Annotated in this window: 14 protein-coding genes; 9 read left to right on the top strand and 5 right to left on the bottom strand. The window is 57.3% G+C overall.

Annotated features, from left to right (window positions below):
- Positions 1-162: 162 nt before the first annotated feature.
- Complete coding sequence (gene acs / locus GRX76_RS16385; RefSeq protein WP_236250429.1) at positions 163-2130, bottom strand: acetate--CoA ligase; 1968 nt, start codon at positions 2128-2130, stop codon at positions 163-165.
- A gap of 270 nt (positions 2131-2400) precedes the next feature.
- Here acs and GRX76_RS16380 point away from each other — a divergent pair, with 270 nt between their 5' ends.
- The 3 genes from GRX76_RS16380 (at position 2401) to GRX76_RS16370 (ending at position 5864) form a co-directional block, all read left to right on the top strand.
- On the top strand, positions 2401-3747 hold the full coding sequence (locus GRX76_RS16380; protein ID WP_236250428.1) for a DcaP family trimeric outer membrane transporter: 1347 nt from the start codon (positions 2401-2403) through the stop codon (positions 3745-3747).
- Positions 3748-3824: 77 nt separating this feature from the next.
- A complete protein-coding gene (locus GRX76_RS16375; protein ID WP_160154285.1) occupies positions 3825-4160 on the top strand; it encodes a DUF4212 domain-containing protein in 336 nt (111 codons plus the stop codon).
- Positions 4161-4163: 3 nt separating this feature from the next.
- Positions 4164-5864 carry a sodium:solute symporter family protein gene (locus tag GRX76_RS16370; RefSeq protein ID WP_160154284.1) on the top strand — a complete coding sequence of 567 codons (1701 nt, stop codon included), beginning with the start codon at positions 4164-4166 and terminating at the stop codon, positions 5862-5864.
- A gap of 73 nt (positions 5865-5937) precedes the next feature.
- Here GRX76_RS16370 and GRX76_RS16365 read toward each other — a convergent pair whose 3' ends face one another.
- The 3 genes from GRX76_RS16365 to GRX76_RS16355 form a co-directional block, all read right to left on the bottom strand.
- Positions 5938-6456, bottom strand: coding sequence for a GNAT family N-acetyltransferase (locus GRX76_RS16365; protein WP_160154283.1), 519 nt, complete (start codon positions 6454-6456; stop codon positions 5938-5940).
- 67 nt (positions 6457-6523) lie between these two features.
- Positions 6524-8902: an autotransporter outer membrane beta-barrel domain-containing protein gene (locus tag GRX76_RS16360; RefSeq protein ID WP_160154282.1), complete on the bottom strand. Its 2379-nt coding sequence runs from the start codon at positions 8900-8902 to the stop codon at positions 6524-6526.
- A 257-nt stretch (positions 8903-9159) separates the two neighbouring features.
- Entirely contained in the window at positions 9160-11145 is a 1986-nt protein-coding gene (locus GRX76_RS16355; protein WP_160154281.1) for a choline BCCT transporter BetT, read from the bottom strand.
- Between the two features lie 143 nt (positions 11146-11288).
- Here GRX76_RS16355 and arfB point away from each other — a divergent pair, with 143 nt between their 5' ends.
- From arfB to GRX76_RS16330, 5 genes are all read left to right on the top strand, one after another.
- A complete protein-coding gene (arfB, locus tag GRX76_RS16350) occupies positions 11289-11705 on the top strand; it encodes an alternative ribosome rescue aminoacyl-tRNA hydrolase ArfB (protein ID WP_160154280.1) in 417 nt (138 codons plus the stop codon).
- A gap of 76 nt (positions 11706-11781) precedes the next feature.
- Complete coding sequence (locus tag GRX76_RS16345; protein ID WP_160154279.1) at positions 11782-12834, top strand: Ldh family oxidoreductase; 1053 nt, start codon at positions 11782-11784, stop codon at positions 12832-12834.
- Between the two features lie 105 nt (positions 12835-12939).
- On the top strand, positions 12940-14001 hold the full coding sequence (locus GRX76_RS16340; protein WP_160154278.1) for an oxidoreductase: 1062 nt from the start codon (positions 12940-12942) through the stop codon (positions 13999-14001).
- 133 nt (positions 14002-14134) lie between these two features.
- A complete protein-coding gene (locus tag GRX76_RS16335) occupies positions 14135-15589 on the top strand; it encodes an amidase (RefSeq protein ID WP_160154277.1) in 1455 nt (484 codons plus the stop codon).
- Positions 15586-16794: a pyridoxal phosphate-dependent aminotransferase gene (locus GRX76_RS16330; RefSeq protein ID WP_160154276.1), complete on the top strand. Its 1209-nt coding sequence runs from the start codon at positions 15586-15588 to the stop codon at positions 16792-16794. The genes GRX76_RS16335 and GRX76_RS16330 overlap by 4 nt, the downstream gene beginning before the upstream one ends.
- A gap of 106 nt (positions 16795-16900) precedes the next feature.
- Here GRX76_RS16330 and GRX76_RS16325 read toward each other — a convergent pair whose 3' ends face one another.
- Positions 16901-17923 carry an AraC family transcriptional regulator gene (locus tag GRX76_RS16325; protein WP_160154275.1) on the bottom strand — a complete coding sequence of 341 codons (1023 nt, stop codon included), beginning with the start codon at positions 17921-17923 and terminating at the stop codon, positions 16901-16903.
- Between the two features lie 179 nt (positions 17924-18102).
- Between GRX76_RS16325 and GRX76_RS16320 the strand changes: the two genes are divergently transcribed.
- The gene (locus tag GRX76_RS16320) at positions 18103-19605 is read left to right on the top strand and encodes an NAD(P)/FAD-dependent oxidoreductase (RefSeq protein WP_160154274.1); all 1503 of its coding nucleotides are present in this window, start codon (positions 18103-18105) and stop codon (positions 19603-19605) included.
- Positions 19606-19616: the final 11 nt, after the last annotated feature.

Genomic DNA, 19616 nt, shown 5'->3' with positions numbered 1-19616 from the left:
TCGGTAATACCTCAGTAGTACCTCAGTAGTACCTCGGTAACACCCGTGCTCCCAGGCAGCTTGCCAAAAGAGCACAGGTGAAAAAGTGTACCGGGAAAATCCCACCGATTCCTGTTGTTATTTTTTATCGGGGTCTGCTGCCGATCGTTCGGGGTCGCTTGATTAACTGGTCACCGCTGCGCGGTTGGCCACCAGGTTGTCCACCACGCCTGGATCGGCAAGGGTGGAAGTGTCGCCCAATTGGTCGCATTCGTCCGCCGCCACTTTGCGCAGGATTCGGCGCATGATCTTGCCGGAACGGGTTTTCGGCAGGCCGGGTGCCCACTGAATCACGTCCGGGGTGGCGATGGGGCCAATCTCGGAGCGCAGCCAGTTGCGCAGGGTTATACGCATTTCTTCACTGGGTTCGATACCGCTGTTCAGGGTTACGTAAATATAAATGCCCTGGCCCTTGATGTCGTGTGGGTAACCCACCACCGCGGCTTCGGCCACGGCCTCGTGGGCGACCAGTGCGCTTTCCAGTTCCGCGGTGCCCATGCGGTGGCCGGACACGTTCAGTACGTCATCTACACGGCCGGTGATCCAGTAGTAACCGTCTTCGTCGCGGCGCGCACCGTCGCCGGTGAAATACATGTTTTCAAAAGTACTGAAATAGGTATCGGCAAAGCGCTGGTGGTCGCCAAATACGGTGCGCATTTGCCCGGGCCAGCTGCCCAGTAACACCAGATTGCCTTCGGTGGCGCCATCGAGAATTTGACCCTCATTGTCCACCAGTGCCGGTTGTACGCCGAAGAAGGGGCGGGTGGCCGACCCGGGCTTGAGCGCGGTGGCGCCGGGCAGGGGGGTGAGCATGGCGCCGCCGGTTTCCGTCTGCCACCAGGTATCCACGATCGGGCACTGGCCACGTCCGAAGGTGCGGTGATACCACTTCCAGGCTTCCGGGTTAATCGGTTCGCCCACGGTGCCTAGCAGACGCAGGCTTTCCAGGTTGGCACCAGCGACGGCTTTGTTGCCTTCCGCCATCAGCGCGCGAATGGCCGTGGGGGCAATGTAGAGAATAGTGATCTGGTGATCGTCGATGATCTGTGCCACCCGGGTAACGTCCGGGTAGTGGGGTACACCTTCGTACATTACGGTGGTGGCGCCGTTCGCCAGCGGCCCGTAGAGGATGTAACTGTGGCCGGTGATCCAGCCGATATCCGCGGCGCACCAGTAGCGCTCGCCGCGGCGGTAATCAAACACGTATTCGTGGGTGAGCGCGGCATAGGTGATGTAACCGCCGCTGGTGTGTAGTACGCCCTTGGGTTTGCCGGTGGAGCCGGAGGTGTAGAGGATAAACAGCGGGTCTTCTGCACCCATGATTTCTGCCGGGCAGTCGTCGCTTTGCGCGGCGATCAATTCGCCATAGTCGCGGTCGATGGCCGGGTTCCAGTCGGTGGCATCGTCGGTACTGTTTTGGAGATAGTTGAATACCACCACATTTTCCACGGTGGTTTCCTTACACAGGGCCACCGCCTTGTCGACATTCTGTTTCAGCAGTACCGAGCGGCCACCGCGGCGGCCTGCGTTGGCGGTAACCAGGATGCGGGACTGGCCGTCGTCCATACGTCCGGCCAGCGCTTCCGGGGAGAAGCCGGCAAAAACCACCGAGTGCACCGCTCCGATACGGGCGCAGGCGAGCATTGCCACAGCGGCCTCCGGCACCATCGGCATGTAGATGGTCACTACATCGCCTTTGGTTACGCCAAGACTTTTCAGGCCATTGGCAAAGCGGCACACGTCCCGGTGCAGTTCCCGGTAGCTGATTTCGCGCGCGGTGCCCGGCTCATCGCCCACCCACAGGATGGCGGTGTCGTCGCCGTGCTTCTCCAGGTGGCGGTCCAGGCAGTTGGCTGCCACGTTCAGCTTGCCGTCGGCAAACCAGCGAATATGCAGGTCGTCCTTGGCAAAGGAGGTGTCCTTGACCTGGGTGAAGGGCTGGATCCAGTCGATGCGCTGGGCCTGCTCGCGCCAGAAGCCGTCTGGGTCCTGAATCGAGCGGTTGTACAGTTCGAAATAGCGGTCTTCGTCCAGCAGGGAGTTGGCGGCGTAGCTTTCGGGTACCAAATAGGTTTCTTGTTGGCTGGTCACGGTCAGGCCTCTCATCAGTGCAGATTCTTATGCGGTGCATTCTGGCACCGGGGCCGCGGCAGGTCGTATTAGACAAAAGTCGAAAGGCAGCTAAAGAGAGGGGCGGTTACTATCACTGCGTACCAGTTGCGCACCTAGACATTGGTCGAACCCGACCGCAAATTTAGACCAATGGTTAATACCCGAGTGCGCCGTGAAGTTGTTTGCTTGGAGTTGCTTATTCCCCTCTTCGATAACAAGAGCCAACAGACAACGGCAAGGACAACGGCTATGTCAGTAAAAATAATAAAAAGCAAATTGGCCGGCGCGGTGGCGCTGGCAGCGATGGTGAATGGACTGCCCGCATTGGCGGCCCAGTCAGACGATTTGGCATCGTCAGAAATGACCGCCGCCGAGCTGCAGCAGCGTATTACCGAACTGCAGGCGCAGGTGGATCAACTGGCCGCAACCCAGGCGTCCAGCGATAAGCCAGTGGTGGAAAACCCGGAGCCACCCAAGACCACGACCTTCGGCAACACCGATATCCAGATCGGCGGTTATATCAAACTGGACAGTATCTTCAGTGATTACTCCGATGGCAGCGCGGCAACCGCCGGCATCGGCGAGGATTTCCTGGTGCCCTCCACGATTCCTATCGGCGGTGAAGGTGGGGATATGCACTACAACGCCCACGCCAAATCCACCCGCCTGTTTTTCAAATCCTCTACCGAGCTGGGTGCCGGCAGTGTGAATACTCATCTCGAGATTGACGCCATGGCGGGTGCACAGGGGGATGAACGCATTAGCAACTCTTACGCCCAGCGTCTGCGCCATGCGTATATTGACTGGAATATCGATGGTGAGCGCTCGCTGCTGGCGGGGCAGGCCTGGTCCACCTTTTTCAACGTGGGCACACTGCCGGAAGGCCTGGATTTTGTCGGCCCTGTCGGCACCGTATTCGAGCGTCAGCCGCAGATCCGCTATACCCAGGGGTTAGGCAGCGGCAAGGTACAGGTTGCCGCAGAAAACCCGGCAACCACCCTGTACAACGGTACGGAAAATCCTTACGACGATAACTCTCGCCCCGACCTGATCCTGCGTTACGACAACAGCATCGGCGACCTCAACTACTCCATCGCCTCCATGAGCCGCGAACTGGCCTACGACCACACCGATGGCGGCAATGAATCGGAACAGGGTTACGCCATCAGCCTCGCCGGCAAGTGGCAACTGGGGCGCGACGACCTGCGCTTTATGTACAGCTATGGCAATGCGCTGGGGCGCTACCTGGGCCTGAACAGTTATCGCGGCGGCATTATTGATCCGGTCGACGGGGATATCGAACTGATCGACCAGCACGGCGGCTATGTGGCCCTGCGGCACTTCTGGAGCGACCAGTGGCGCAGCAACCTGGTGCTCTCCGCGACGGCCGCGGATAACCCCGATATCGTTTCCGATATGACGCCTTCCTCCTACCAGAGCTTGCACCTGAACCTGATGTACTCGCCGGTGCCGAAGATGACCCTGGGCGGCGAGTATATTTTTGCCAGCAAGGAGGTGGAAAACCTGAGCGGCTTACTGGCGGATGACAGCGGGGAGCTCCAGCGACTGCAGTTTTCCGTTAAATATGTATTCTGATGTTTTCGGGAGCGCCTTGCTCCCGGCACAGATGATTTCGATCTCAACCAGCGAACAATAATAGTGGAGTAACGACGATGAGTTTCGAGAATAAGCAGAAGGCCAGTGATTACTGGCGAGAGAATCTCAAGCTGATGTTCAGCTTGCTGGTGGTGTGGTTTGTGGTGTCCTTTGGTTGCGGCATCTTATTGGTGGATGAGCTGAACCAGATTCGCATTGGTGGTTTCAAGCTTGGCTTCTGGTTTGCCCAGCAGGGCGCGATTTATATGTTCCTCGCGCTGATTTTTGTCTACGTCTACAAGATGAATCAACTGGATCGCAAATACGGTGTCTACGAGGATGACGAGCCCGCTGCGCAGGCCGACGCTTCCGACGCGCAGCCTGAAGCACAACAACTGCAGGGAGGTCACTGAGCCATGGACGTACAGAGCCATACTTTCCTGATTGTCGGTGCGACATTCGTTCTCTATATCGGTATCGCGCTTTGGGCCCGTGCCGGTTCCACCACCGACTTCTATGTGGCCGGTGGCGGCGTGCACCCGGTGGCCAATGGTATGGCGACGGCGGCGGACTGGATGTCGGCGGCCTCGTTTATTTCCATGGCCGGCCTGATTTCCTTTATGGGGTACGACGGCGCCGTGTATCTGCTGGGTTGGACCGGTGGCTATGTGCTGCTGGCACTCTGTCTGGCGCCATACCTGCGCAAGTTCGGCAAGTTTACCGTGCCGGACTTTATCGGTGATCGCTATTATTCCCAGGCCGCGCGGACCGTCGCGGTGATCTGTGCGATCTTCGTGTGCTTCACCTATGTGGCCGGGCAGATGCGCGGTGTGGGTGTGGTCTTCTCCCGCTTCCTGGAAGTGGATATTGCCACCGGTGTGGTCATCGGTATGGGTGTGGTGTTCTTCTACGCGGTCCTCGGCGGTATGAAGGGGATTACCTATACCCAGGTAGCTCAGTACTGCGTACTGATTTTCGCCTACATGGTGCCGGCAATTTTCATCTCCATCATGATGACCGGCCATGTACTGCCGCAGACCGGCTTCGGCGGCATGCTGTCGGACGGTACCTATTTACTCGATAAGCTCGATGGCCTCTCGGCGGAACTCGGATTCGCGGAATACACCTCGGGCACCAAAAGTACCATTGATGTATTTTTCATTACCGCTGCGCTGATGGTGGGTACCGCTGGACTGCCGCATGTGATCGTGCGCTTCTTCACTGTGCCGAAAGTACGTGATGCGCGTAAATCTGCTGGCTGGGCACTGCTGTTTATCGCACTGCTCTATACCACTGCGCCGGCCATCGCCTCCTTCGCGCGGGTGAACATGATCGATACCATCAACGGCGCCGACGGCCAGGGTACCGCCCACGCGGAAGCACCGAGCTGGATCAGTAACTGGGAAGAAACCGGTCTGATCAAATGGGAAGACAAGAATGCCGACGGCAAAATGTTCTACTCCGGTGACGAGCGCAATGAGATGAGTGTCGATCGCGACATCATGGTGCTGGCGAATCCGGAAATTGCCAACCTGCCGGCCTGGGTGATCGCTCTGGTTGCTGCCGGTGGTGTCGCCGCCGCACTGTCCACCTCTGCGGGCCTGTTGCTGGTGATATCCACCTCCATTTCCCACGACCTGCTGAAGCGGAACCTGATGCCGAACATCAGTGAGAAAAAGGAACTGCTCTACGCGCGTTCTGCGGCGGCGGTGGCCATCTGTATTGCCGGTTATCTCGGGATCAATCCACCAGGCTTTGTGGCGCAGGTGGTGGCTTTTGCCTTCGGGCTTGCGGCCTCGTCCTTCTTCCCGGCGATCATCATGGGGATCTTCTCCAAACGGATGAACAAGGAAGGCGCCATTGCCGGTATGGTCTCCGGTATCCTGTTTACCGCGGCTTATATCTGCTACTTCAAGTTCATCAACCCGGCGGCGAATACCCCGGACAACTGGTGGTTTGGTATCTCGCCGGAGGGCATCGGTACCCTGGGCATGCTGTTGAACTTTGCGGTGGCCATTGCGGTGGCCAAAGTGACCCGCGAAGCACCGGAAGATGTTCAGGAAATGGTGGAGAGCATTCGCTTCCCGCAGGGCGCCGGTTCTGCCAGTGCGCACTAGTGCGGATTAAGAAGGATCCGTAGAAAACAAAAAAGCGAGCTTCGGCTCGCTTTTTTGTATTGAGGTGTGGGCCTTATTTCGCTTGGGTCCAGCCCATCAGCAGAAGTTCTTCATCGTCACCGGGCAGGGTGATATTGCCCTCTCTGGTCAGCCCGAGGTTTTCCAGCAATTGGATAGAAGCGCGATTGTCCGGCGAGGCGATGGCGACAATCCGGCGCAGCCCAAGTTGTTGTTTGCCCCAGGCCATTACCGCACTAGCGGCCTCCAGTGCATAACCTTTGCCGCGGTATTCGGGGAAAAAGGCAAAGCCGATATCCACATCATCAAGTCCCTGCCTGCGCAATAGTCCGCACTGCCCGACAGGGGTGCCATCCTTTAGCTCCACGCGGTACATGCCAAGGCCGTGTTGCCGGTACATGGTGATGGGCCCCTGAACCAGGTAGTGGCGGGCTTGTTCCACCGTGCGCACACCGCGGTCGCCGATATAGCGATGGAAGTCCGGGTCGTTGACCAGGGCAAGGGTAAAGCGCGCATCTTCGTCGCTGTCGGTCAGTTCACGCAATTGCAGGCGTTCGGTCGTTAACAGGTACATACAGTGTTATTTACCAAGAAAAACGCCCACCGAAGTGGGCGCGATAAAAAGGTCGGCCCTGAAAAAATCAGAAGCGGTAGGTTACATTGAGGGAACCCTGTTCTGAGCTCGGGCGGGCCGTCAGGTTGGCGCTTACCGCAATGGTATCGGCTGCCTGCCAGCGCAGTCCCAGTAGTGCGCCGGCACCGTCTTCAAACAGTCCCGTGTCCTTGCTGGCGTAACTGGGCATGGCGTTCATGTTGCCGGTCATGGACTTGACGCCCACTTCCAGCGAATCGTTTTCGGTACCGGTGGTGTCTTCATACCAGACTTGTCCATAGGCACTCACCTTGCCCCAGGCTTTGTCGGCGAAGGCACCGAGTCGCATGGTGGTGTAGCGGCGCTCCTGGCTACCGAAATTCATCCCGAAGGGGTCCATCTGCTCGCCGTTGGCGCCGGTGTAGGTAAAGCCGTCCATTGCGTCTTCACGGTAGCCGTCGACTTCCGCGGTGACTTTGGTAACCCCGGCAAAAGGACCGAAGCGGGAGTCGCCAGCAGAAATATTGAGACCACCGGTCAGGTCCAGGGTAGTGTTTTCGCCGCTGGTGGCCGCTTCCAGGGTGCCATTGAACTGGTTACCTAGCTGCAGCTGGCGGCCGACACGGTCGTAGTCTACATCGGTCATGGTCACGCTGGCGTCCACAAAGAACTCATTGTGATGGAAGCGGCTGTAAAGGCTGTAGTTGGTGGAAGTGGAGTCGACGTTACTCTGGCTGTTATCCAGGGACAGGTCGGAGCGGCTGACGGCGAAACCCAGCTGCACATTGTCGCGCAGTGCATAGCCGGCGCCGATCAGGCTGCCGCTGGCGTCGCCACTGGCGGTTGGCGCGAGGCTGTTGTCATAGTCGCTGTTGCCGAACACTCCGCTGACAAAGACACCGGTTTCTGCCGTGCGGTAGCGACTACCAATGAAACTCTCCTCTAACGTACTGACGTGGCTGCGAGATGCCTGTAGGCCCATATCCGGCAACTGGCCGGCAACCTGTGCGGCATTGACCACTGCGGTGTAGTAGTCCGCCAGTACAGCCTGTGCTGCCTGGGTGGGGTGTACCGCATCGTTGAATACCAGCTTGCTGGCATCCGGGGCGCTGCCGTTTTTGCCGTAGACCGGATGCTCGATACAGCTGCCGCCGTCATAGCACAGGGTGCTTTGGTCAAATTCTGTGGCGAAGCCCATGGCCGCGGCATTCTCCAGGGTGACCTTGAGAATGCCCTCCATATCCACCATCAGCACGCCGTCGATATCGCGGGCGTCTGTCAGCAGGGTGTTGTTGAACAGAGAGACGGCGCCGCTGGCCTGGGCGAGGGTGCTGTCGATGGCGGCAGCCAATTGCGCGTCCGCCTGCTCCTGGGTCATCAGTCCTGCGGTTACCGCATTGGCCAGCTGCGCGGCTTCCGGGCTGGCGGCTACCGCCTGGCTCACGGCGGCGTACATACCGGGGGTACTGCTGATATCCGGCACATTGGAAACCAGGATGTAATTCGCACCTGCATTTGAAAGTGCTTCGGCACCATCCGCGAGCATGCTGGCGGCGAGGCCGGCCTGGGCGCCAAACTGTTCGGCGGTAATAGTGCCACTGAGCGCTGCGGTAAATCCGGCCAGCAGGTCGTTGCCGCCGCCGTTTACCCAGTACAGTGCCTGGCCATCGGCGCGACCACTATTCGTTTCCAGGTAGCCGAGTCCGAGGGGGTGTGGATTACCGGTGCTGCCGGAATCGGCAACGATGGCGGCGGGCGCCGCGTCGATCTGTGCCTGCAGCCCGTCAGCCTGGGCAGTGAGTTGTGCAGCAGTGGTCGCATCACCTTGTGCTTCTGCCTGGGCGGCACCTGCGCGCAGCTGTGCCACTGCATCTGGCCCCTGGAGCAGCAGGCCCAGCAGGGTCAGGTCGGCATACAGGCCGGTGGACGTTTCGCGGGTGGGATCTGGCAACAGGGCACTGGCAAAGTTGTGGGCGTTGGGATTCAGGGTAAGGCCCTGTTCATCCAGGTATTGCAGGTAGCCGCGGGTGCCGAGGATGTTCAGCAGTACATCCGCCGCACGGTGTCCGCCTACGGCCCAACCGCCGCCCACATTGGGCAGCGCCGCGCGCACCTGTGCCTGCGCGGACGCCAGCAGTTGGTCTTCACTCAGCGTCGGGTCAACCTCGGGAAGACAAAGGTACATATCTGCGCAGGAGGGGGCCACCGGGCCCAGGCCAAGGTTCTGGGACATCAGACTGATGGCTGCCTGTTTGCTGTCGCCACTGGTGAATACACCGGCATTACCGACATCCGTAAGGCTGTCACCGAAGGCGATCACTTGTGAGAAGGGGGAGTCGTCAGCAGAGGCCTGGGCAAAGGTACTCAGGCCGGAGGTCAGGGAAGCAACCGCTATGGCGGCCGCCAGGCTGCGCTTGGCGTTGGGCATGTTTATCTCCTTACATCGCGATGCACAGTGTTATGGGTTGGCCGTTGAACGGCTTTTGGCCTGTGCTTGCGTCGTTATTTTTATGTGGTGTAAGTCCGGTTAATACCGGAACCTGTCCGATATTAACCGAGCCAAACGTGCGATTGGAAGATCTGTCGAAACTAAATTCGTCTGATTGGTCACGAACTTGTTTGGCGTGTATTTACGAAACACCAGGCCAGTTCTGGCGCCTGAATTTGCGTTATTAAGGTGCCGCCTTATCGCAAGGTATGCAGGAACTGCAGGTGGCGTTCGTACTGCGACACCATATCGGTCAGTAGTTGGTCCTTGGTCCAGCCCATCACGTCATAATCCTGGCCGCCCTCGTAGAGGTGGACTTCCGCGCGGAAATACTTGTCCGGCGAGCCATCGTCGTAGCTGTCGTCCAGCTCCTGTTCCGGATTGCTGGCATCGGGCTTGATGGTGGCTTTGGGGTGCAGGCCATAAATGAAACTGACCTCTTCACCCTGGAGTACTTCAATCTGCACCGACGCGTTTTCACTTTCCGAGATTGTCGCCTCGTAGCCATTCTTGCGTATTTCCGCGGCGAACTCCTCCAGTGCCGGTCTACCGGTATCGCGGATGAATTCGTGTACCTCTGACAGTGACGGCAGTTGCAGTGCGTTTTTCAGGCGCCGTTGCCAGACCACCGGATTGCGGGCACTGATCGGCGCGACGATGGCGCTCTGGGTAATGCGTTTGACCGTATCGGTGCGCAGCGCGGTGATCAGTCCGTACATGGCCACCAGCAGAATCGCGGAGAATGGCAGGGCGCTGGCAATGACCGCGGTCTGCAGGGAGCCGAGCCCGCCCGCCAGCAGCAGCGCAATGGCAACCACGCCAATGAGAAAGCACCAGAATATCCGTTGCCACAGCGGGGTATCGTCGCGGCCATGGGATGACAGCATGTTAACCACCAGTGCCCCGGAATCGGCAGAGGTGACGAAGAACACAATCACCATGATCACCGCCACGAACGAAAACACCGAGGAAAAAGGAAACTGCTCCAGAAACTGGAAGAGGGCAACAGACTGGTCTTGCGCGACTATCTCCCCGAGCTCGGTAAGTCCCTCATTCAGAATCATATGGATGGCAGAATTCCCAAAAAAGGTCATCCACAGCATGGTCAGGATTGCCGGTACCATCATTGCCCCGACAACAAACTCGCGAATGGTGCGACCGCGGGAAATGCGCGCGATAAACAGTCCGACAAAGGGAGACCAGGACATCCACCAGCCCCAGTAGAGGATGGTCCAACCACCAAGCCAATCGGTTGGCTGGTAGGCAAACAGGTTGAATGTCTTGCTGACGATTTCAGACAGATAGCTGCCGAAGTTCTGCACAAAAGCCTGCAACAGGTATACGGTACTGCCCAGCAGCAGCACCATCACCAGCATGATCGCGGCGAGCGTCATATTGATTTGCGACAGGCGCTTGATGCCGGCATCCAGCCCCATCACAACCGATATGGTGGCGAGAATGGTGGTAACAATAATCAGGGCTACCTGGACACCGGCGCCCACCGGTAGTCCGAACAAATGATTGAGCCCGGAGTTGATTTGCAGCACCCCGTAACCGAGGGTTGTGGCCACGCCGCATACGGTACCGACAATGGCAAACACATCGACGGCGTGGCCGATGGGACCATAGATGCGGTCGCCGATCATGGGGTAGAGTGCCGAACGCAAGGTAAGCGGCAGTTTATGGCGGTAACTGAAATAGGCGAGGATCAGGGCGACGATGGCGTAGATGGCCCAGGCGTGAAACCCCCAGTGGAAAAAGGTAATCACCATGGCTTCGCGCGCGGCCGCCACGGTACCTGTTTCACCCACCGGGGGCTCCAGATAGTGCATGACCGGCTCGGCTACGCCAAAAAATAACAGGCCTATGCCCATGCCGGCGGAAAACAGCATGGCAAACCAGGAGACAAAATCGTACTCGGGCTCTGCATGTTCCGGCCCCATCTTGATCGCCCCGAAGCTGGAAAATGCGATCATGATAGTGCCGACCAGAATGATCGCGACCACCAGCACGTAGTACCAGCTCATGTGTACCACGACCCAGGATTGCAGTGCCTTGAAGGTGGCGGTGGCGTGCTCGGGTGCAATCACCGCATAAGCCACCATCAGCAACAGCACGGTGGTAGCCGCGTAAAATACAGGCGGGTTATAGTGGGCTTGGTCCAAATTGTTTGGTTTTTCCATCCGCAGGATTCCCAGGAGTTGCCGAGGGGCGCAGGTTTAGTTCGCCGCTCACATGATTTCCGACCAGCAATTTTGACGCCGTACAGTTTGAGCATAGTTGATGGAAAAGGTTAGGCTTTGCGCGAATATCCAGAGAGTTTTTCATGTTGATTATTTCTAACCAAATTCAAATTCCCGAAAGCGAAGTAGAGATCAGCGCGGTGCGGGCGCAGGGGGCGGGTGGGCAGAATGTCAACAAAGTGTCTTCGGCCATTCACCTGCGTTTTGATATCGGAAATTCGAGCCTGCCGGAAGAGATCAAACAGCGTCTGCTAAATTTACGCGACCAGCGAGTGTCGTCGGACGGCATAGTCGTCATCAAAGCGCAGCGTTTCCGCACCCAGGAGAAGAACAAGGCCGATGCCCTGGAAAGGTTGAGCCTACTGATCAAAGGCATTTTGAAAACGCCGAAAAAGCGATTGCCTACAAAACCGACCAAGGGTTCCAAGGAGCGCCGGTTACAGCACAAGTCGCGGCGTGGACAGATAAAAAATTTACGGGGAAAAGTGTCTGACCACTGAGCTGCGTATTTCCGAGCATAAGTTTCCAGTAGAAAAAATCAGTAGGCGCTGATTAGCGTCGCAGACAGGAGAGGCAATGACACATCGTTACAGCGCAGAATCCCTCAAGCAATTTGCCAGTGACCTTTTCGCCACTACGGGTTTGGCTCCGGAACGAGCCGATGTCATGGCAGAAACCTTTCTGCAGGCGGACCTGATGGGCTTTACGACCCATGGTCTGCATCGGGTTGCCAGTAATCTCAGCTGGCTGGAGCAGGGGGCTTCCCGCCTGACCGGTGAACCCCATGTGCTCGCCGACCGGGGTAACTGTTTTAACTGGGATGCGGATTTTCTTCCCGGTCCCTGGGTAGTGAACAAGGCGCTCGACCAGGCCCTGGAACGTGTGGGCGAGTATGGCGTGGTTACCGGGACTATTCGGCGCAGCCAACATATCGCCTGTCTAGCGGCCTATCTGCCAAAAATTGTAGAGCGCAATTGCGTTGCCATCCTGACCTGTTCCACCCCTGCAGAGCGAACGGTATCTCCTCAGGGCTGTAAGACTCCGCTGTTCTCGGCCAACCCCATTGCCTTTTGTGCACCAGCAGCCGACTACCCACTACTGTTTGATATCAGCATGTCGGTGACTGCGGGGGGCTATGTGGCCCGCGCCGAGCGGGAAGGGAAAAAACTGCCCAACCAGTATTTGAAGGACCGCGATGGCAAGCTGTCGGATGACCCCGCGGCGTTTAACCAGGGCGGCAGCATATTGCCGGTGGGTGGTGCGGATCACGGTTACAAGGGCGCGGCGCTGTCGGCCATGCTCGAGATACTTTCCATGGGGCTCGGAGGTTATGGCCGCGCGGATGCAGTGGCAGATGACGATGAGGCAAACTCCGTTTTCCTACAGGTTATAGATCCCGCCGCCTTTGGCAGCTCGCACAATTTCCTGCGGCAGGTGGCCGCACTGACTCAGCTGTGGGAAGCTTGTGATACGGATGATGGTGCCGCGCCAAGGGTGCCCGGCCAGCGCGCCTGGCAATTGCGCAGTGAGCAGCTGGCGAATGGGGTCAATCTCTATCCGACCATCGTTGAAGACCTGCAGTCTTTGGCGCAACGTTACGGTATTTCGATGCCGGCAGTCTCTGGTTGAACCAGCTGAACTTGTCTTGCTGCTATGACACCACAGATGTTGGGTGTGAACGTCCTTGCGTCAAAGGCGCTGTGGATAAATAACAATAATTACTGAGGACTTATCGTGTATCAGTCAATCTATTCGCTGCTTTTCGTACTCACTGGTGGTCTGGTTACTTTTGCAAATAGTCTTGCTTTTGCAACGCCTTCCAGCACTGCGGGAGAGACGGTCCAATGGCAACGGGCGGAACTGAGTAAACCGGCATCGCTGCGCGGTAGCGCTGTTGGCCCTGGGAGTCTCTGGGTCAGTGGTACCGACAACACGGTATTCAAATCGATGGACGGTGGGCAAAGCTGGCAGGATGTCTCGGTCAAGGATCTACCCGCAACGGATTTTCGGGATATCCAGTTGTTTGACGATGACACTGCGATTGTTATGGGCGTGGGCAGTGGCAGTGACTCGCGCCTGTATCTGACGGAGGATGGCGGTAGCAGTTGGCAATTGTTGTATGAAAATCCGGATGAAACCGGATTTTTCGATTCCATCGCCTTTTGGGACCGCAACCACGGCCTGTTACTGGGGGACCCGGTCGACGGCTTTTATGTGGTCAGGATAACGAAAGATGGCGGTCGCAGCTGGACCCGGGTTGGCGAGAACAAGATTCCTGCAATATTGCCCAAAGAGGCCGCCTTCGCGGCCAGTGGCAATACCCTGATCAGCGGGGCGGGGGGCAAGGCCTGGTTTACCACCGGTGGTTTCGCGGCGTCGGTGTATAGCAGTGAAGATTTCGGCCAGAGCTGGCAGCGCAGCCCGGTGCCGCTGCATCAGAAAACCCAGACATCCGGCGGTTACGCACTGGCGCTGAACACACAGGGGCGTGTTTTTGTGCTGGGCGGCGACTACCAGGACAGGCCCGGGCGCTACAACAACCTGGCGCAGTTATCCGATGGCGAGTGGCAAGTCGCGGATAATGGACAGCGCGGATTGCGTACCGCCATGGCCTGCATTGACAGCCTGTGTGTCGCCAGCGGCAAGACCGCCAGCGATATTTCTTTTGACGCTGGAAACAGCTGGCAGGCTTTAGCGGGAGCGGGCTTTTACACCCTGGCGGCAGGTAACAATCTGATTCTTGGTGCCGGCGCAGATGGAAGTGTGGGAATTTTGCGAATCCCGTCAGTAAATTGATATTGCGAGTAAGCTTTGCAAAATCGGGGCGGCTTCTTCTACGTCAATTTCAACGAACAGGCGCGAATTAGGTCTACATTAGGGGAGTTGTCACAAAAACGACAGAGATCACCCTAGCCGGAGAATAACCCCGATGACCGAGCTGCTGCGCATGTCCGCCCTGGAGTTACTGCAAGGTTACCAAGACAAGCAATTCTCCCCGGTCGATGCCGCCCAGGCCATGCTCCGACAGATAGAGCGTTGTAACCCGGTGGTAAATGCCTTCAACCTGGTGGACGCCGAAACCACCTTGAATCTGGCCCGGGAATCCGAGCAGCGCTACCAGCAGGGGAATACCAAAGGCCTGCTGGACGGCGTTCCCGTTGCCATTAAAGACGTCTTCCTGACACCCCAGTGGCCCACCATCAAAGGGTCGAAAACCATTGATCCAAAATCCACCCTGGGCAAGGAAGCGCCCAGTGTCGCGGCACTCAATCGCAATGGCGCCGTTCCGCTGGGGAAAACCACCACGCCGGAATTTGGCTGGAAGGGGGTGACCGACAACCCGGTCGATGGCGTCACCTGTAATCCCTGGAATCCCGATAAAACCGCCGGAGGCTCCAGTGGCGGTAGTGCGGCCGCGGTTCCCTTGGGTATGGGCCCACTGGCGCTGGGTACCGATGCTGGCGGTTCCATCCGTATACCCGCTGGCTTCAGTGGTCTGGTGGGGTTAAAGCCGAGCTTCGGTGAAGTACCGCACTGGCCGGCGAGCCCCTTTGGCACCCTGGCACATGCAGGCCCCATGACCTGGACGGTACCGGACTGTGCACTGTTGATGAATGTACTGGCGGAAGCGGACAGTCGGGATACCAACGCCATACCGCGGCGCAATATCGACTATCTGTCGGCGCTGAACGGTGAACCCGAGGATCTGTTACGCGGTGTGCACATCGCCTTCAGTGCAACACTCGGTTATGTGCAGGTAGATCGCGAAGTTGAGGAAAGCGTGCGCGCGGCGGCAAAACTGCTGCAGTCCCTTGGTGCGGAAGTGACCGAGGTGGCCCCGGGATTTGACGACCCGCTGGCGGCATTCGGGCATCTGTTTTACGGCGGCGCTGCCAACGCGCTCCGTGACATCGGCAAAAAGCAGCGCAGTCTGATGGATCCGCAACTGGTAGCCGTGTCTGAGAAGGCGGCGCAACTTTCCATGCTGGACTATCTCGAGGCCGTCAATGAACGCGCGGCACTCTGCGAACGCATGGCGGCATTCCACAAAAAATACGATTTACTACTGACCCCGACGCTGCCGATCACCGCGTTCAAGGCCGGGCGGGAAGTGCCGGAAGACTGGCCCAGCACCCGCTGGCCGTCGTGGACGCCGTTTACCTATCCCTTCAATATGACCGGGCAACCGGCGATCTCGGTTCCCTGCGGTTTCGATGGTGCGGGCCTGCCGATCGGACTGCAGTTGGTTGCCGCGCGTTTTAACGATACGGCTGTGTTGCAGGCGGCTCACGCCTATCAACTGGCTGCGCCGCTTACTGACAAACGCCCGGCGCTGTTTGATGAACATGTTGAACAGGGTGCTGCGACGGGGGCGAGCCTGTGAGCCGGTTGGATTTTGATTTTTACGAGTCGGAAGACCCGGTCTGGAACCCCGCGCTACTGACCATCCCCGTGCCCGGCATTCGCAAAATGGTGAATATGGCGGCCTCCATGGAAGATGTAATTCATCTTTCCATCGGGCAGCCGGACGCGCCGACACCGCCCCACGTGGTCAATGCGGCCGTGGATGCACTGCACGCAGGGCAGACCGGGTACACCATGGATGCAGGGCTGCCTGAATTGCTCGATGCACTGGCGGAGTATTACAGCGAACGTTCCGGGCGCAGTATTACGCCGGAAAATATCCTGATCACCACCGGCGCCACTGAAGCCATATACCTGGCATTGACGGCGGTATCGGCACCGGGGCGGGAATTTATCGTGCCCGACCCTTCATTTATGTTGTATGCACCGCTCATTCGTATGAATGGCGGGGAAGTGAAATACATTCCCACCCGCGCGGAAAACAATCACCAGCTGGACCCCCAGGAAGTGATTGATGCGATCGACAGCAACACCCATGCAATTATTCTGAACTCCCCCAGCAATCCGACCGGTACTGTCTACCCGCGGGAAACGGTGGAAACCATCGTGCAAGAGGCCGCTTACCGGGGTATCTATGTCATCAGCGACGAGGTTTACGATCATCTGATTTACGATGATCTCGGCTACAGCAATTACGCCAGTGTGCTTTCCTGTTGTTCCGACCTGGATCATGTCATGGTGATGAGCAGTTTTTCCAAAACCTTCAGTATGGCGGGTATGCGCATCGGCTGGCTGATTGCCAGTCAGGGCGCCATTCGCAAATTGCGCCGCTACCATATGTTTACCACCACCGTTGCCAATACCCCCTGCCAGTGGGCTGGCGTGGCTGCGCTCAAGGGCGATCGCGGTTTTGTGGCCGATACGGTGGAGACCTACAAAAAACGCCGCAATCGCCTGGTGGAACTCGTCGATCAGACTCCCTACCTGGAAGGGTATGTGCCGGACGGCGCCTTCTACATGTTTCCGGCGTTGCCGGAAGGGGTGAATGGCAACAATGTTGCCCTGCGCCTGTTGCGTGAGACCGGCGTCTGTACCATCGCCGGTGACACCTTCGGTGAGAGCAGCCGCAATGCACTGCGCTTCAGTTACGCCACCTCCATCGAAAATATTGAGCGGGCCTTTGAGCGGATTATTCCGTGGATGAAGAAACAGGATTTCGGCTGAGCAAAGGTGGGTTTTGATACCACGGGTGGCATCTTGTTTGATCCGTTTGTACTGGTTAAGAACACCAGCGGAAAAGAACCATTGAGTAATGGTGAACGCAACCGCTTTATTTTCCCTTCTGAGCAAGCTGTGAGCGAAACCCTAGCGGCGTGGTGCCAAACCAGTCCCGGCATACGCGATTTATTGCGGATTGTTCTGAATAACCAAGAAGACCGGCAATCTGGCTAAGCTTCATGTGCGGCTCCTGTAAATAAACCCGCGCGAGCTTCCTTCTTTCTTCAGTGAGTAGCTGCTCAAATGTCGTATTCTCTTTGGCGAGCTTTCTTTGCAGGGTGCGTTTGTGCATGGACAGGGACGAAGCGACGGTCTCGTTATTGCACTGGCCGGTTGGCAGCAGGCTACGGATCAGTCGTGTGACATCTTCAGTAATGGTATTCGCATCGGGGAGCTTTTGTGAATTCAGGTAGTGTTCGGCCAGTTGCCACGTCTGGTGGTCGACGCTCGATAGGGGGATGGAGTATGTCGACGTGGGCAAGTAAAAGCCGCACCAGTTTTGCTGGAAATGTGCCGGACATTTGAAGACATCGCGGTATACCCGGGAATCGCCCAGCTGATGGTGCATAAAAAAAACACCGAGCGGGACAAAGTCCTCCCCACAAAGGAGTTTCATGACTTGCATGGCGTTTGACATGCCAAGTTCATACGCCTGGATACTGCTGTCCAGTTCTTTATCGTTTATGTGGTAGCTTAACTTGATGACTTGCCCGAGGTCGGTCTCTTCCAGGGTTTGCGTGAGTGACAGGGCCGAGCAATGCAGGGGGAGGTAGCGGGCGATACTGTCGACCGCGCTACCCACGGTGGCAGAGCTGCGGCCGATGACCGAGATAGGCCCAAGGATATCCATCCCCTGGTACTCCGCGAGTCGGAGGCCGAATTCCGGGAAGTGCAATGCTTCCGCAGTATCCTCGAACAACGCCATCATATCCTTGAAGATCAGAAAGGATTCATCGTCCCTTTCTTCCTCTGCCGCTATGCGATACCGGCGCAGCAGTGGCAGTGGATCACCGCCACGAATTCTGACCAGTTCGTCATATCCCCACAGGTTCGTCGCCCGAATAAGACTGCTCATAAGATTACCGCCGCTGGGGTTTGTACTGCGCCGGTGGCGTAGCTGGCACCGATAGGATCGCGATGACCGCGGCTTGTCGCGATTCGTCAAAAATATGTCGCGATTCGTCAATAATGTCAAATGGAAATGGATAAATATTGTTCTCTTCAGGTCATCAATAGATATAAAAAGAGGCCAATATGTCAGCGATGCACAATGAGATCATCATCATCGGCGCCGGACTCTCCGGCATTGGTACAGCCTGCCACGTAGCGGCAGCCTATCCCGATAAAAGTATTTGCATTCTCGAGCGCCGGGAAAATATGGGCGGCACCTGGGATTTGTTTCGATATCCCGGTATCCGTTCCGACTCGGATATGGCGAGTTTCGGATTTGACTTCAATCCCTGGTATTCCGACAAAGTTCTGGCCAAAGGCGGGGATATTCGCAATTACGTTGTGGAAACGGCTCGCCAATTTGGCCTCTACGACAAGGTGCGCTACGGCCTGAAAATTGTCAGTGCCGACTGGTCTGATGCCAAACAGCTCTGGACCCTGACGGCACTGCATGAAGCTTCCGAAGAAACGAAAACCTTTACCTGTAATTTCCTGGTGAATTGCGCCGGCTATTACAATTTCGATCAGGGCTATCGTCCGCGCTTTGAGGGCGAGGAATCCTTCAAGGGCGACATTGTGCACCCGCAACACTGGCCGGAAAACTTCGACTACACCGGCAAGAAAGTCTTGGTCATCGGTAGTGGCGCTACGGCGATCACGGTAGTACCGGCAATGGCGGAGAAGGCCGCCAAAGTCACGATGCTGCAGCGTTCGCCGAGCTACATAATGGCGGTGCCAGATACGGATACTCTGTCCGTTTTTCTGAATAAATTCCTGCCCAAGCGCTGGGTGTTCAAAATGGCGCGTATGCGTAATGTACTACTGCAACGCGGATTGTTTCTGGCATGCCAGCGCTGGCCCAATGCCATGCGTAAATTGCTGCTGTCACAGGTACGCAAGCGGGTGGGGCCGGACTTTGATATGCGGCACTTTTCTCCCAATTACAAACCCTGGGAGCAACGTTTGTGTGCGGCACCGGACGGGGATTTTTTCGAGGTGCTGCGCTCGGGTAAAGCCGATATCGCCACCGATCAAATCGACCATTTTTCTGAAAATGGCATAGTGTTGAAGTCTGGCGCGCATCTTGACGCCGATGTGATCGTGACGGCCACAGGACTGGACGTACAGCTGATGGGTGATCTGCAGGTGAAGCTGAACGGCAAGCCGGTGGATCTGCCGCAAAAGATGACCTACAAGGGCATACTGATCGAAGATATCCCCAACTACCTGTGGATTTTCGGTTACACCAATGCCCCCTGGACCCTGAAGAGCGATATCGGCGGCCGCTATTTCTGTCGCCTGCTGTCGCACATGCACAAGGGCGGTTTTGCTGTGGCGCGGCCTGTGGATACGGAAAATAACGCAACGGGCACTGGTATGCTGGACGCGTTCTCTCCGGGGTATATCAGCCGCGCCAAAGATCGCATGCCGCGACAGGGACGCGATGGTCCCTGGAAACTCACCATGCACTACGGCAAGGACAAGAAAATGTTGACCGAGGATGCGGTAGACGATGGTGTGCTGCAGTTTGAAGCCGCCGCAGAAAATGTTCCGTCCCCGAAGGGTGAACTCAGCGCGGTTGCCTGAGTCCGGTTGTG

Source organism: Microbulbifer sp. ALW1 (assembly GCF_009903625.1).
Lineage (GTDB): Bacteria > Pseudomonadota > Gammaproteobacteria > Pseudomonadales > Cellvibrionaceae > Microbulbifer.
Note: the sequence above shows the minus strand (reverse complement) of the source record. Positions and strands in the feature narration are given on the sequence as shown.

What these genes read in the sequence shown, in the direction of transcription:
- GRX76_RS16380 (WP_236250428.1), top strand. Translation starts at nt 2,401, where the DNA reads ATGTCAGTAAAAATAATAAAAAGCAAATTGGCCGGCGCGGTGGCGCTG.
- GRX76_RS16375 (WP_160154285.1), top strand. Translation starts at nt 3,825, where the DNA reads ATGAGTTTCGAGAATAAGCAGAAGGCCAGTGATTACTGGCGAGAGAAT.
- GRX76_RS16370 (WP_160154284.1), top strand. Translation starts at nt 4,164, where the DNA reads ATGGACGTACAGAGCCATACTTTCCTGATTGTCGGTGCGACATTCGTT.
- GRX76_RS16365 (WP_160154283.1), bottom strand. Translation starts at nt 6,456, where the DNA reads ATGTACCTGTTAACGACCGAACGCCTGCAATTGCGTGAACTGACCGAC.
- GRX76_RS16360 (WP_160154282.1), bottom strand. Translation starts at nt 8,902, where the DNA reads ATGCCCAACGCCAAGCGCAGCCTGGCGGCCGCCATAGCGGTTGCTTCC.
- GRX76_RS16355 (WP_160154281.1), bottom strand. Translation starts at nt 11,145, where the DNA reads ATGGAAAAACCAAACAATTTGGACCAAGCCCACTATAACCCGCCTGTA.
- arfB (WP_160154280.1), top strand. Translation starts at nt 11,289, where the DNA reads ATGTTGATTATTTCTAACCAAATTCAAATTCCCGAAAGCGAAGTAGAG.
- GRX76_RS16345 (WP_160154279.1), top strand. Translation starts at nt 11,782, where the DNA reads ATGACACATCGTTACAGCGCAGAATCCCTCAAGCAATTTGCCAGTGAC.
- GRX76_RS16335 (WP_160154277.1), top strand. Translation starts at nt 14,135, where the DNA reads ATGACCGAGCTGCTGCGCATGTCCGCCCTGGAGTTACTGCAAGGTTAC.
- GRX76_RS16325 (WP_160154275.1), bottom strand. Translation starts at nt 17,923, where the DNA reads ATGAGCAGTCTTATTCGGGCGACGAACCTGTGGGGATATGACGAACTG.
- GRX76_RS16320 (WP_160154274.1), top strand. Translation starts at nt 18,103, where the DNA reads ATGTCAGCGATGCACAATGAGATCATCATCATCGGCGCCGGACTCTCC.